The sequence below is a fragment of the Ruegeria sp. AM4 genome (assembly GCF_056540665.1).
Genome location: NZ_JBQFXD010000001.1, coordinates 620,549 through 633,529 on the forward strand (window position 1 = coordinate 620,549; position 12,981 = coordinate 633,529).

12 protein-coding genes and 1 tRNA gene are annotated in these 12,981 nt (G+C 57.0%); 7 read left to right on the forward strand and 6 right to left on the reverse strand.

Features of this window, described 5'->3' with window-relative positions; all coding sequences use genetic code 11:
- The first annotated feature begins 2 nt into the window (after positions 1-2).
- The 4 genes from ACR0JA_RS03080 (at position 3) to ACR0JA_RS03095 (ending at position 3,155) form a co-directional block, all read left to right on the forward strand.
- On the forward strand, positions 3-386 hold the full coding sequence (locus ACR0JA_RS03080; RefSeq protein ID WP_480569817.1) for a hypothetical protein: 384 nt from the start codon (positions 3-5) through the stop codon (positions 384-386).
- The gene (locus ACR0JA_RS03085) at positions 386-1,396 is read left to right on the forward strand and encodes a branched-chain amino acid ABC transporter permease (RefSeq protein WP_480569820.1); all 1,011 of its coding nucleotides are present in this window, start codon (positions 386-388) and stop codon (positions 1,394-1,396) included. The genes ACR0JA_RS03080 and ACR0JA_RS03085 overlap by 1 nt, the downstream gene beginning before the upstream one ends.
- On the forward strand, positions 1,393-2,706 hold the full coding sequence (locus ACR0JA_RS03090; protein ID WP_480569823.1) for a branched-chain amino acid ABC transporter permease: 1,314 nt from the start codon (positions 1,393-1,395) through the stop codon (positions 2,704-2,706). The genes ACR0JA_RS03085 and ACR0JA_RS03090 overlap by 4 nt, the downstream gene beginning before the upstream one ends.
- A gap of 194 nt (positions 2,707-2,900) precedes the next feature.
- Complete coding sequence (locus ACR0JA_RS03095; RefSeq protein ID WP_480569826.1) at positions 2,901-3,155, forward strand: hypothetical protein; 255 nt, start codon at positions 2,901-2,903, stop codon at positions 3,153-3,155.
- 47 nt (positions 3,156-3,202) lie between these two features.
- On the opposite strand, the gene ACR0JA_RS03100 is transcribed toward ACR0JA_RS03095, so the two are convergent.
- On the reverse strand, positions 3,203-4,750 hold the full coding sequence (locus tag ACR0JA_RS03100; RefSeq protein WP_480569829.1) for a helicase HerA-like domain-containing protein: 1,548 nt from the start codon (positions 4,748-4,750) through the stop codon (positions 3,203-3,205).
- A 445-nt stretch (positions 4,751-5,195) separates the two neighbouring features.
- Between ACR0JA_RS03100 and ACR0JA_RS03105 the strand changes: the two genes are divergently transcribed.
- A complete protein-coding gene (locus ACR0JA_RS03105) occupies positions 5,196-5,804 on the forward strand; it encodes an invasion associated locus B family protein (RefSeq protein ID WP_480569832.1) in 609 nt (202 codons plus the stop codon).
- A 64-nt stretch (positions 5,805-5,868) separates the two neighbouring features.
- Here ACR0JA_RS03105 and ACR0JA_RS03110 read toward each other — a convergent pair whose 3' ends face one another.
- From ACR0JA_RS03110 to ACR0JA_RS03125, 4 genes are read right to left on the reverse strand one after another with little or no spacing between them, the layout of a single operon-like run.
- Entirely contained in the window at positions 5,869-7,077 is a 1,209-nt protein-coding gene (locus ACR0JA_RS03110; RefSeq protein ID WP_480569835.1) for a beta-ketoacyl-[acyl-carrier-protein] synthase family protein, read from the reverse strand.
- Positions 7,078-7,086: 9 nt separating this feature from the next.
- Positions 7,087-7,344 (reverse strand): acyl carrier protein, encoded by a 258-nt coding sequence (locus tag ACR0JA_RS03115; protein WP_170711547.1) that lies wholly within the window; start codon positions 7,342-7,344, stop codon positions 7,087-7,089.
- A 32-nt stretch (positions 7,345-7,376) separates the two neighbouring features.
- The gene (lpxD, locus tag ACR0JA_RS03120; RefSeq protein ID WP_480569838.1) at positions 7,377-8,468 is read right to left on the reverse strand and encodes a UDP-3-O-(3-hydroxymyristoyl)glucosamine N-acyltransferase; all 1,092 of its coding nucleotides are present in this window, start codon (positions 8,466-8,468) and stop codon (positions 7,377-7,379) included.
- Positions 8,469-8,503: 35 nt separating this feature from the next.
- Positions 8,504-10,105, reverse strand: coding sequence for a L,D-transpeptidase family protein (locus ACR0JA_RS03125; RefSeq protein WP_480569841.1), 1,602 nt, complete (start codon positions 10,103-10,105; stop codon positions 8,504-8,506).
- Between the two features lie 346 nt (positions 10,106-10,451).
- Between ACR0JA_RS03125 and mepK the strand changes: the two genes are divergently transcribed.
- Together mepK and ACR0JA_RS03135 are read left to right on the forward strand one after the other, a co-directional pair.
- On the forward strand, positions 10,452-11,021 hold the full coding sequence (mepK, locus tag ACR0JA_RS03130; RefSeq protein WP_480569844.1) for a peptidoglycan L,D-endopeptidase MepK: 570 nt from the start codon (positions 10,452-10,454) through the stop codon (positions 11,019-11,021).
- 192 nt (positions 11,022-11,213) lie between these two features.
- A complete protein-coding gene (locus tag ACR0JA_RS03135) occupies positions 11,214-12,779 on the forward strand; it encodes a carbamoyltransferase C-terminal domain-containing protein (protein WP_480569847.1) in 1,566 nt (521 codons plus the stop codon).
- A gap of 77 nt (positions 12,780-12,856) precedes the next feature.
- Here ACR0JA_RS03135 and ACR0JA_RS03140 read toward each other — a convergent pair.
- Positions 12,857-12,933 (reverse strand) — tRNA-Arg (locus ACR0JA_RS03140).
- Between the last annotated feature and the right edge of the window lie 48 nt (positions 12,934-12,981).

Sequence of the window (12,981 nt, forward strand, 5' to 3'; positions counted from 1 at the left end):
GGATGAAAGTTCTGTTCCTCACAGCACTTCTGTCGGTCGTTTCCGGTGGGGCCACAGCAAAAGAAATCACAAAGTGTAAGATGGATTACACGTGTGCCAATATCGATGCTTGTCAGTCAACCAAGACGGGTCAAGGTGTTGATTTTGAGTTTGTACTTTTGCCCGACAACGAGCTTCGTCTTGATCTCGGAGATGGTGGGTTGCCGTTACTGAAAGTCCAGCAAGTGACCGACGACCTGATGACAGCACATGGCTGGGATTCCGATCGCTCAGCCTCATACACCTTCAGCTTATTCGCTGATGGGATTGTCGCTTACACGACCCACGTCTTTGTGGGCAAAGGTATAAGCCTGACCGGCCTTGGCCGCTGCGAGGTAAATGGCTAATGGACTTCCTCAACGCCCTTGTGGCGCTCTCCAACTTCGTCCTTGTTCCCGCAATCGCCTATGGCAGCCAGTTGGCGCTGGGCGCTTTGGGGGTGACGCTGATTTATGGCATCCTGCGGTTCTCGAACTTCGCCCATGGTGACACGATGGCTTTTGGCGCAATGATTGCCGTTTTGGTCACGTGGGGCCTGCAGGCTGCCGGGGTTAGTTTCAGCCCGTTGCCGACCGCTCTGCTGGCCCTGCCCTTTGCCATTCTGGGCTGTATCGTTCTGGTGCTGATCACCGACCGGCTGGTTTATCGGTTCTATAGGGAACAAAAGGCCAAACCGGTCATTCTGGTGATCGTGTCGATGGGCGTGATGTTCATCATGAACGGGCTGGTGCGGTTCATCATCGGACCGGATGACCAGCGCTTCTCGGACGGAGCACGCTTCATTGTCTCGGCGCGGGACTTCAAGGCGATGACCGGGCTGCGCGAGGGGCTGGCGATCAAGACCTCTCAGGGCATTACCGTGATCGTGGCTGTTGTCGCCGTGGCGCTGTTGTTCTGGTTCCTGAACAAAACCCGCACCGGTAAATCGATGCGCGCCTATTCGGATAACGAGGACTTGGCGCTGCTGTCCGGCATCAACCCCGAGCGTGTGGTGATGATCACATGGATCATCGTCGCAGCACTGGCGACCACGGCGGGTGTGCTTTACGGCCTCGACAAAAGCTTCAAGCCGTTCGTCTATTTCCAGCTTCTGCTGCCTATCTTTGCCTCGGCCATCGTCGGTGGCCTTGGCAACCCGATTGGGGCGATCGCGGGCGGGTTCATCATCGCGTTCTCAGAAGTCACCATCACCTATGCCTGGAAAAAGGTGCTGACCTATCTGGCACCGGAAAGCCTTGAACCATCCGGATTGGTGCAGTTCCTGTCCACCGATTACAAATTCGCAGTCAGTTTCGTCATCCTGCTGATCGTGCTTCTGTTTAAGCCCACGGGCCTGTTCAAGGGGAAAGTGATATGAGCGAGACGGTCAAAAATACGCTGCTCTTTGTCGTCGTCGGCGCGCTGATCTTGCTCACGGGATTCATGCAAAGCTGGAACGCTGCGATCCTGATCCTGAACATGGGTCTTATCTCGGCCATCATGTCGATTGGGGTGAACCTGCAATGGGGTTTTGCCGGCCTCTTCAACGTCGGTGTCATGGGCTTTGTCGCGCTTGGCGGACTGGCGGTTGTGCTTGTCTCGACTCCACCGACGCCCGGCGCCTGGTCAAGCGGCGGTTATGGTGTCATCCTGGCGCTGCTGCTGGGGGCTGCAACAGTGGTTGCGGCCGTGATGGTGGCGCAGAAGATGCCCAAAGGGCGTACTCAGACCCTTGCGATCATCGGGATTTTGATCGTCGGTTTCTTTGTCTACCGCGCCCTTTTCGATCCAAATGTCGCCGCAATCGAGGCGATAGATCCTGCCATTGCCGGCAACATCGGCGGCCTCAATCTACCAGTTCTGCTTGCGTGGCCTGCCGGCGGGTTGTTGGCCGCAGGTGCAGCTTGGCTGATCGGTAAAACTGCGCTGGGTTTGCGCTCGGACTATCTCGCGATTGCCACTCTGGGCATCGCCGAGATCATTATCGCGATCATGAAGAACGAGGATTGGTTGGCGCGTGGCGTCAAGAATGTCTATGGCATTCCGCGCCCCGCGCCGGTGGTCGGCTATGAGGTGGATCTACAGCAGGACCCCTCGTTCCTTGCGCGTGCCGATTGGCTTGGGCTCGACCCTGTAATCGCGTCGACCCTGTCGGTAAAGCTGGGATATTCGCTGCTGTTTTTGATCGTCCTGCTGGCGCTGCTGTGGATGGCGCAGATGGCGCTGAAAAGCCCCTGGGGCCGTATGATGCGCGCCATTCGCGACAATGAGGTCGCGGCCGAGGCGATGGGCAAAGACGTCACCCGTCGTCATCTGCAGATCTTTGTACTGGGCTCAGCTGTATGTGGCATTGCAGGCGCGATGATGACCACGCTGGACGGTCAGTTGACGCCTGGTACGTATAACCCATTGCGCTTTACTTTCCTGGTTTGGGTGATGGTGATTGTTGGCGGCTCGGGCAACAATTTCGGCGCGGTTCTTGGCGCTTTCCTGATCTGGTTCTTGTGGGTTCAGGTAGAGCCAATCGGTCTGTGGCTGATGAGTCTAATCACAGCCGGATTGCCCGATGGCAGTGCGCTGAAGGCCCATCTGGTAGAGAGCGCTGCACATATGCGCCTGTTCACCATGGGACTGGTTCTGCTGCTTGTGCTCAGATTCAATCCAAAAGGTCTGATTCCGGAAAAATAGCCCGCATTCAGAGGGGAATTTTGGGAACCGCGCCTCAGAAACGGCGCGGTTTCTTGCCTGAAAGGTAAATATTTTGTAAACGCCGGGGTCACCACTCACCTAACCGAAGCGTCCCGCGATCATTGCATCATGGGTGTCTCTGGCGGGATTGGGCGAAGTCTCTTGTTAACCATTGCAGGACGTTAGTGAACCCGATGAAACTCAGTATCAAAACCGTATTGATCGCGCTGCCACTTGCCGCGACGCTGGCCGGTTGTATCCCAACCCCCGAAGATCTTGAGACCACTCCGGTCAAAGTGCAGACGCCAAAAGGTGTGGTGACCTGCCAGTTGTACCGGCAAAACCGGGTAACGTGGGACCGAGCAATCGACTTCCCGGCAACCAAGATGTCGGTGCCCGAAGCGGATGGTTATTGCCGACAGGAAGGTCAGCGCCGTCTGAACCAGTGACCGTCGGAGCGCCTTGCCGTTGTGTGCAAGGCGTCCTTTCCAGGCGATCAGCGGTTCTTGAACAAGCTGCCCAATATGCCCCGGACCATGCGGCGACCGGTCGTGCCTTTCAATTCCTTGATCACCGCTTCGCTCATGGCTGATGCGAACGTGTCCTTGCGCCGGGTGATCCGAGCCGAAGACCGCCCGACCCGGCTGCCGGAAAACCGTCTGGCGGCGCTGAACTCGCGTTCCATCGGGGACTGGCTGGCCAGAACCTCTTCGGTTTCCGCCTGCTCTGCGGCTTGCGCTGCTGCTTGGGCACGGGCTTGAAGGATTTCATAGGCGGATTTGCGGTCTACCCGTTCACCATATTTCGCAGCCATCTCGGACGCCGCCACAAACGCCTTTCGCTCGCTCGCTGTGATCGGCCCGAGTTGAGACCCGGGTGGCCGGATCAACGTCCGTTCGACCACCCCCGGTATCCCATTTTTCTCGAGCATCGAGGTTACAGCCTCGCCCACACCAACCTCGCGAATGGCTGTTTCCGTGTCGAAGGCCGGGTTTTCGCGATAAGTTTCGGCGGCCAGTCGCAGGTTCTTGCGATCCTTGGCGGTGAATGCGCGCAGGGCATGCTGTATCCGGTTGCCCAACTGGCCCAGAATATCTTCGGGGATGTCGGCCGGGTTCTGCGTGATAAAATAGACCCCGACCCCCTTGGAGCGGATCAGGCGCGCGACCTGCTCGACCTTGTCCACTAGAACTTTTGGGGCATCATCGAACAGCAGATGCGCTTCGTCAAAAAAGAACACCAGCTTGGGTTTGTCCGGGTCGCCAACTTCGGGCAGTTCCTCGAACAGTTCGCTGAGCAACCACAGAAGGAACGTTGCATACAGGCGCGGCGCGCCCATCAGTTTGTCCGAGGCCAGAATGTTCACCATCCCCTGCCCGTTTTCGTCCACACGCATCAGATCGGACAGATCGAGCGCAGGTTCGCCGAAAAGATTGGTGCCGCCCTGGTTTTCCAATACCAGCAGGCGACGTTGAATCGCACCGATCGAGGCGGTCGATACATTGCCATAGCGCAGTGACAGCTGCTCTCTGTTCTCGCCGATCCAGACCAGAAGAGCTTGCAGGTCCTTGAGGTCCAGCAACGGCATGCCTTCCTCGTCCGCGACGCGGAAAGCTATGTTCAGGATGCCCTCTTGCGCCTCACTCAGTTCCAACAAGCGGGACAGCAGCAGCGGGCCCATTTCGGTAACAGTCGTACGAACCGGATGGCCCTGATCCCCGAACAGGTCCCAAAAGGTCACCGGGCAGGCTGCGTAGGAAAACGCATCAAAGCCGATCCGGGATGCCCGGTCCTGAAACGCCTGATGCAGCTTGTGATCTGCACTGCCGGGTTTTGCGAGCCCCGACAGATCGCCTTTGACATCAGCAAGGAAAACCGGAACGCCAGCCTGCGAAAACCCCTCGGCTAGGATTTGCAGTGTCACGGTTTTGCCCGTTCCCGTGGCCCCGGCAATCAGACCATGCCGGTTTGCGTAATCCAGCGCCAGACCCTGTGGCTGACCATACTCGGTTCCGCCACCGCCAACGAATAACTTGTTTTCCATCTGATACCTGTCCCAACTTCTACCGATCTGTCCAAAGCATACAAAGTTAACCTTTGGGTGCGATAGTCAATCTGCTTTCCAAGCGGTGTTCCGGGCGGAAAGCGACTTCCTCCCTGTCGACTGGCCGTGCCTTCGGGCACGGCTCTTTTTGCGTCTTTGATGGTTTATCGAAGGAAATGCATCACTTTTTCAGGTTAACAGTTGACCACTGGGTTCGCCTTTCGTAACGTCGCGCCATAACTAAGTCGGCCAGTCCGACGGGGAGAACCAAAACGTCAAGGGAGCCGATGTACCGGCTCCCTTTTCTGTTGTGTTGACGCATTGAAACTCCACTCAAACGGCGGAAATCCGACAATTTAAACTTTGGTGCGTCGGTTTGAACCTGACAGTCTCAAGCAAGGATGATAGACGGATCAAAAAGCTGGATCAGCAACACGAGGCATTCATGATCAAGAACCTTCTCACCTTCAACGTCGTCGCCGCAGCGTTGTTCAGCAGCGCGGTTTTCGCACAAGAAGCGGCCCAAGAAGAGCAGACCGAAGCACAGGTCCCGCAAACCGAAGCCGGGTCCGATCTGGATCTGGGCGAAGAAGGTCCGCGCGTTGGCGAGCAATATGTCAAAGAAGAAAGCGGCGATTGGAATATCACCTGCCTGAAAACCGAAGATGGCAACGATCCCTGTCTTCTACGCCAGGTTCTTTTGGGCGAGGAGGGTCTGCCCTTTGCAGAGATTTCCGTCAACAAACTGCCCGAGGGAAACGCGGCTGTTGCCGGTGCAAGCCTGATCGTACCACTTGAAACCATGCTTCAGGCACAGGTTGCTCTGTCCATCGACGGCGCACCGGGCAAGCGTTACGACTATCACCATTGCAACCGGGTCGGATGTGTCGCGCAGCTAGGCTTCACCCAAGGCGATATTGACGCGATGAAAGGTGGCACCACGGCGACTATTTCTCTGGTGTCAATTCTTGCCCCCACTCAGTTGCTCGAGACTGAAATGTCCTTGGCGGGCTTCACCAGTGGCTTTGACAAGTTGATACCGCTCGAGAACTGAACCGAGCGGAAACAAATGCGCCGCTGGTTCCAACCAGCGGCGTTTTTTTGGGCGTTACCACGCTTCAGACGCGTTTCAGTGCCAGAACAGCATTCAACCCACCAAATGCGAAGGCATTGCTAAGTGCGACGTCGATTTTCGCATCGCGCGCCTCGTTCGGAACCACGTCCAGGGCACATTCGGGGTCGGGTTCTTCATAGCCGATTGTCGGCGCAATGACCCCGTCGCGCAGGGCCATGATACAAGCCAACAACTCGACCGCGCCGGTGCCGCCGATCAGATGACCATGCATCGACTTGGTCGATGAAATCATCAGATCATCGGCGTGTTTGCCAAATACATCTGCAACAGCCGCGCATTCGGTCTTGTCATTGGCCGCGGTGCCCGTCCCGTGCGCGTTGATATAGCCAACGTCGCTGGCGTTCAGCCCGGCATCCGCCAGTGCCCCGGCCATCGCGCGCGAGGCGCCCTGTTTGCTGGGCATCACGATATCTGCCGCGTCCGAGGACATTGCAAAGCCGACCACTTCGCACAGGATGTCAGCGCCGCGCGCCCGAGCGTGATCATATTCTTCAAATACGAAGACGCCAGCACCCTCGCCTTGCACCATGCCGTTGCGATTGGCGCTAAAAGGTCGGCAGGCGTCTTTGGACATGACGCGCAACCCCTCCCACGCCTTGACGCCGCCAAAGCACAACATCGATTCCGAACCGCCAGTGAGCATCGCCGGCGCGGCGCCACTGCGGACCATTTGAAACGCCAGCGCCATGGCGTGGTTCGACGACGCGCAAGCGGTCGAAACAGTAAAACTGGGGCCCTTGAGGTTGTGTTCCATCGACACATGGCTTGCCGCTGCGTTGTTCATCAGCTTGGGCACGACAAAAGGATGCACGCGGTTCTTTCCGTCCTCATAGACGGACCGGTAATTGTCATCCCAGGTCGAAACCCCACCACCAGCTGTCCCCAGAACCACCCCAGAGCGCGCGGCCACGTCGCCGTGAAATTCGATCCCGGATTGCTGGATGGCCTCTTTCGCGGCGGTCAGCGTGAACTGCGTGAACCGATCATACAAGGTCATCTGCTGGCGGTTGAAACGGCCTTCAGCCTCAAACCCGCGCACCTGCCCACCGATTTTGATAGCCAGTCTCTCGACATCACGAAACTCCAGTTCAGAGATTCCGCAACGCCCCTCGCGCATGGCTTCCAGCGTATCGGGCACCGAGTGGCCCAGTGAGTTGATTGTACCGGCCCCGGTAATGACGACGCGCTTCATGAGATTATGTCAGACCTTTTCCGACACCAGCTTTTCGATACCCGCGATGATCTTCGCGACATTCGATATGTCAAAATCACTGGCAGTTGGCTCATTCGCATTGAACGGCACCGAGATGTCAAACTCTTCTTCGATGGCGAAAATGCTTTCGACCAGGCCCAGGCTGTCGATACCCAGATCCTCGAGGGTGCTGTCGGGTGTGACATCCGATGGCTCCAGCACGGCCTGCTCTGCAATGATTGCGATGACGCGGTCGCTGATGCTCATATCGTTCCCCTGATTGTCGCGTTGGGGATGATTTAATCGCTCGGAGGCTGTTTGGAAACAGCCTTTTTCAAAGCCGCTACGTCGCTGGCCAATCGGGGCAGACGACGCTGCGCTTTGTATATCTCGGTATGGCTTTCCATTTTGATGCCGGGATAGCCCATAATGACACGTCCGGCAGGAACGTTGGACAGTATCTTGGTGCCGCCGCCCGAGATCACGCCATCGCCGATGAAAATGTTGTCTACAACCCCGGTCTGGCCACCCAAGACCACGTTGTTGCCTATTTCAACCGAACCGGAAACACCTGTCTGGCCGCATAGCAGACAGTCATTTCCGACCCGCGTGTTGTGGCCCACATGCACGAGGTTATCCAGTTTCGACCCGCTGCCGATCACCGTGTTGCGGATCGTGCCATTGTCGACAGTGCAGTTTGAGCCGACCTCGACATCATCTCCGATCTCGACCGCGCCGAGCGAGTGGATGCGCAGCCAGCTTTGCGCCTTGGCCTCGCCCTGATCCCCAAGGGTTTTGCGGGCATTTTCGGCCCCTGACACTTCGGGTGTCACAAAGCTGAAACCGTCCCCTCCGATACGCGCTCCGGGTTGGGCGATGAATCTGTCACCGATCTGACACCGCGCGCCGATGCTGACCATTTCGCGCAATACGGCGTTTTCACCGATTGAGGCATCCATGCCGATCACACAATGCGACCCAATTACCGAGCCTGCCCCAACCCGCGCACGCGCACCGATCACGGCCAGAGGTCCAATTGATACGTCAGCACCAATCTCCGCGGTGGGGTCTACAACTGCCGACGGGTGAATGCCCTCGGCGACACCCTGCCCCCGGTCCAACATCGACGTTATCCCCGCCATCGCCATTCGGGGACGTTTCACAAAGATCGCGGCATCTAGGCCAAGGGCCTTCCAGTCCGCTCCTTCCCAAAGAACAGCGGCCCGTGCGCCGCCTGTTGAAAGAGCCTCGGCATACTTTGGTGCCATGGCCATTGCCAGATCGGTTGGCCCCGCATCACCAGGCTCCGCTGCGCGCAGTATCGTCAGATCGGTTTGTCCCTCGGCTTCGGCACCAAGAGACTGAGCGATTTGCTGAATAGTGAACTGCATGTCGGGCTTCCTTATTGCAGGATTTGCCCCAGTGATTACCCCTGAACGTCCGGCAGGACCACCCCTGCCTTCTGCAGCGCGTCCCAGATTTTTTGATCCCGTTTGTAAACGTCGCGACGATACTGGACCTCACCCTTGGGGCCGATATACGCCGTGCGGTAGATCAGATGCACCGGAACCGGTTTCTCCAGATTGACCTTGGTCTCTTTGCCGGTGTTCAGGACACGATGGAAAAATGCCTTGGGGTCCTCTTCCTGCCGGGCCAGCAGCGCATAAGCGAACTCAAACGGTTGGGCCAGTCGGATACAGCCATGAGAGAAAGCCCGCACCTCACGCGCAAACAGACTTTTCTGTGGCGTATCATGCAGATAGATGTTGTGCTTATTGGGGAACATGAACTTTACCAGCCCCAGTGCATTGCTCTTGCTGGGGGGCTGGCGCATCGAAAACGGGAAATTTCGCGCGGTGAACTGATTAAAGTCCACCGCCCCGCGGTTCACCTGACGCCCGCGCCGATCCGTGATCTGGATGTGACCCACCGCGTTCGGGTTCGCGCGCAGCTTTGGCAGGTATTCCTTGGTGATGATCGAGCGTGGCACATACCAGCTTGGATTGATCACCATATGCTCCATCTCATCCGAGAACTCGGGGCTGCGGCGGTCATGTACGTTCTTGCCGATGACCGCGCGAGTTTCAAATGTCACCCGACCATCGTCGACGATTTTGGCCGAGAAATCGGCCTGATTGACCAGAACATGCCGTTCGCCGCGCTCCTCCGGCAGCCAGCGTTCCCGCTCTAACGCCACCAGAACGGCCTTCAGCCTGTCCGATGCCGGGCGATTCAATTCGGTGATGGTGCCCTTGCCAGCAACACCATCTGCTTCAAGTCCGTGCGCTGCTTGGAAAGCCTGAACTGCCGCGACCAACGCGTCGTCAAAATCGGGACTCGCCGTGGGTTTCAGATACCCCATCGTAACCAACCGATTGCGCAACTTTACGACGTTCGCACCGGAGTCACCCCTCTCCAGTTTGGTGACGGGCACAGTCGCCCCCCAACCGCCTTGGGCGATCAGATCCTGAAGGGCCATCTTCTGCTTCATCAATGCGCGGTATTGCGGCGAGTCCGGACCAAGCTGTTGGATATAGCCCCCAGGATGACCCGCGACGAGGCGCTGCAAATGGTCTGCTGCCGGACGCCGCTCGACCTCACGCACAAGCCCATCGTCGATTTGCGATGGCCTGACAGTTCCGGCCTGCAAGTCGCTGGCATATTTCACAAAAACCCGGCTCAACTGCGCCTCAACCGCACCCAGGTCGCGCGTGGTTCGCGCCTGTTCCATCTGGTCGATGAGGGACTGTACGTCATAACGCGCCGCAGGCAGACCGTGGCGATCGGTATTCGACAACGCCTGAACCAAAGCTGCCCGACGCGCTTTGTGTTCGGGCGCGGTTCCGACCCAAACGGGCTGATAAGCGTTCTGGCGGTAGTACGCCGAAATAGCCGGGTTCGATGCGGTGTTTTCCGCCAGCGCCATCTGGAACGCGGTCGAACTTGTGTCCCCCTTGGCAAAGGACGCGGACAAGGCAAAACCCAGCGCAAAGAGGAAACGGGTACTGGTACGGGCAACAGGCGACATGAGATGACCTTGGTTATTCAATGACTTGAGCGCCTCAAACAGGGCGTAAGGGAAATAATGTTCGTTCACTGCAGACTTGTCTATTCACAAATGTATCACCAATCCGCATCTTTTGCGCGCTGATGCGCGTTTGCATCTCGCTTTTGGGCGCCTGCTCACTTTCGTGACTCGTCTGCGTCAATTGCGCAAAAAACTGCCGAAAATTCCCCCTTGAAAGCACCTGAGCGAAACACTGCTTGGCTCACGAATCCGGCTGTGTCATAAAATCCGCATCTGGGATGGGAAAAAATTAAGACAGCATGCGTAACATCGTGTGCAGGCAGGAACAGTACGGGACGAAACAAAAATGACCAAGAGCAGTAGTTCGGGTTTGACCCGACGTGCCCTATTGGGCGCATTTGCCGCTACGGCAGTGATCGCGGCACCGACTTATTCCAATGCAGCAGGGTTTCTTCGCGGCGGTGGCGATATTCGTCGTATCCGCATGTATTCCGGACGCACCGGCGAACGGATCGACATGGTCTATTGGGTCGATGGAAAATACATCAAGGACGCCGTCAAGGAAGTGAACCACTTCATGCGTGACTGGCGCAATGATCAGGTCATGAAGATGGACCTGCGGACGATCGACATCATGGCCGCCTCGCACAATCTTCTGGATGTCAGCGAGCCCTACATGCTGTTGTCGGGCTATCGTTCACCAAAGACCAACGCGATGCTGCGGTCGCGGTCTCGCGGCGTGGCGCGGAATTCGCTTCACATGAAGGGACAGGCTGCGGATCTTCGGCTGGGGTCTCGGTCGGTATCTCAGATGGCAAAGGCCGCCATGTCTTGCCGCGCGGGCGGCGTGGGCCAGTACTATCGCTCCAATTTCGTGCATATGGATTGCGGCGACGTCCGTACATGGCGCGGCTGAACGGCACCAGATACGTCCCAGACAACAACTGCCCAGTTCCAACAAGACATTGCCGCGCGTTTAGCGCGGTGAAACATATACTTTATTTTTCTTTCGTAATCGCTCAGGCTGCAGATGCTCTGGGACCGCGATTGAGTTGATCACTCTGCGGCTCATAAAGCCAAGCTTTGATGATTTAACGATTGCGATGCCATGAAAATATTGTCTTTCAAACCTGGTCATGACGGTACGATTGCAGGCATAGACACAACTTCACGACGATTGCTGTTTTCATATGAGGCCGAAAAGGGCGGCTTCCCACGCAATGCCGCCGTAACACCGGATACTTTTATTGACGCAGGCCTCTGGTTCAACCAACTACCGGACGGGATCGCGCTGAGTGGCTGGTCCATACCGCAATCGGATCATGCCACCGTCTCGGGCGCAGGATATCGCGGCGTTGGTCCGGGGTCAGAGCAATTCAGAAAGACGACATTTTTCGGCAAGACGCTGGACTATTATTCCTCGACGCATGAGCGGTCGCACTTGTGGGCAGCCTACGCACTATCGCCATTCCCGCAGGGCGAACCCTGCTATGCCCTGGTATGGGAGGGCGTGTTGGGCGATTTCTACGAGATCGACAGCGCTTTGAATATTCACCATCTGGGCCAGGTTCTCAGCGCACCTGGTCACAAATATGCGTCACTATATGACCTGGCCGACCCGGCCTACAGGCCATCCGATGGTTCGTTCCGCAAAAGCAACGCCGGCAAACTGATGGCGGCAAGTGCCATGGGTGATGCGAGCCGTGTGGACAGGGATGCGGATGCGTTGATCGAAGCCATACTGGACTGGGATTCCGATACGAAGCCGCTGAAAAAAAGCGACTTTTCTTCTTCGCGCTTTTTTAACATAGGTACAGATAGTTCGCAGTTTTATGATCTGGCAGCCAGATTCTCGGATGCTCTGTTTGATCGGTTCCACCGATTTGCCGAGGCAAATTTGACAAACGGGTATCCGTTGCTGATTTCCGGCGGCTGTGGATTAAATTGCGACTGGAACACGCGCTGGAAGAACAGCGGTTTGTTCCGCGATGTTTTTGTGCCGCCCTGTACCAGCGATTCCGGCAGCGCGATCGGGACCGCCGTGGATGCGATGCGGCACTATACTGGGCAGGCAAAACTGGACTGGGACGTGAACTCCGGACAGTCGTTCATCGACGATCAGATCGATCTGGCGGATGTCAGCATGTCAGAGTTGAACCTATCGGACGTCGCGGCCGCCTTGCGTGAGGGTGCAGTTGTCGGTTGGGCCACTGGAAACTGTGAGATCGGACCGCGCGCGTTGGGGAACCGATCAATTCTTGCCGCACCGTTTGATGCTGCAACTCGAACCCGGTTGAACCGTATCAAGGGACGGCAATCAAATGCGCCGATCGCACCGGTTTGCCTTGAGGAAGACGTGTCAGAGCATTTCGATTGGGACGGCCCATCGCCCTACATGTTGCATTTTCAAAGGGTCACCGACCCCAGATTGAAGGCGGTCGAGCATCTGGACGGGTCGGCACGTGTGCAAACCGTGAACCGGCAACAAAACGCGCGGCTTTACATGTTGCTGCAAGAATACAAAAAGCTCTCTGGTGTCGGAGTGCTTTGCAATACGTCTCTGAATTTCCAGAACTCTGGATTCATCAACAGAACCAGCGACTTGAACCGCTACGCGCGCTCGGCCGGGTTGGATGCATTCGTGGCCGGAATTTCATTTTACCGGTTCAAATAGTGGCTGCGAAGTCTCTCGGACTATTACAAAAGGCCCCCTAACCCAGGAACACAGACCTCTGGACGCAGCATTGAGGATGGCGCACCTGAGAGGATTCGAACCTCTGGCCTCTGCCTTCGGAGGGCAGCGCTCTATCCAGCTGAGCTACAGGTGCGTTGAGCGTTAGCTATCGTTCTTCGAAACGGCGTGCAACTGAAAATGC

Excerpts from the sequence above, each read along its gene's own strand:
- ACR0JA_RS03080 (WP_480569817.1), top strand. The coding sequence starts at position 3 with ATGAAAGTTCTGTTCCTCACAGCACTTCTGTCGGTCGTTTCCGGTGGG.
- ACR0JA_RS03085 (WP_480569820.1), top strand. The coding sequence starts at position 386 with ATGGACTTCCTCAACGCCCTTGTGGCGCTCTCCAACTTCGTCCTTGTT.
- ACR0JA_RS03090 (WP_480569823.1), top strand. The coding sequence starts at position 1,393 with ATGAGCGAGACGGTCAAAAATACGCTGCTCTTTGTCGTCGTCGGCGCG.
- ACR0JA_RS03095 (WP_480569826.1), top strand. The coding sequence starts at position 2,901 with ATGAAACTCAGTATCAAAACCGTATTGATCGCGCTGCCACTTGCCGCG.
- ACR0JA_RS03100 (WP_480569829.1), bottom strand. The coding sequence starts at position 4,750 with ATGGAAAACAAGTTATTCGTTGGCGGTGGCGGAACCGAGTATGGTCAG.
- ACR0JA_RS03105 (WP_480569832.1), top strand. The coding sequence starts at position 5,196 with ATGATCAAGAACCTTCTCACCTTCAACGTCGTCGCCGCAGCGTTGTTC.
- ACR0JA_RS03110 (WP_480569835.1), bottom strand. The coding sequence starts at position 7,077 with ATGAAGCGCGTCGTCATTACCGGGGCCGGTACAATCAACTCACTGGGC.
- ACR0JA_RS03115 (WP_170711547.1), bottom strand. The coding sequence starts at position 7,344 with ATGAGCATCAGCGACCGCGTCATCGCAATCATTGCAGAGCAGGCCGTG.
- lpxD (WP_480569838.1), bottom strand. The coding sequence starts at position 8,468 with ATGCAGTTCACTATTCAGCAAATCGCTCAGTCTCTTGGTGCCGAAGCC.
- ACR0JA_RS03125 (WP_480569841.1), bottom strand. The coding sequence starts at position 10,105 with ATGTCGCCTGTTGCCCGTACCAGTACCCGTTTCCTCTTTGCGCTGGGT.
- mepK (WP_480569844.1), top strand. The coding sequence starts at position 10,452 with ATGACCAAGAGCAGTAGTTCGGGTTTGACCCGACGTGCCCTATTGGGC.
- ACR0JA_RS03135 (WP_480569847.1), top strand. The coding sequence starts at position 11,214 with ATGAAAATATTGTCTTTCAAACCTGGTCATGACGGTACGATTGCAGGC.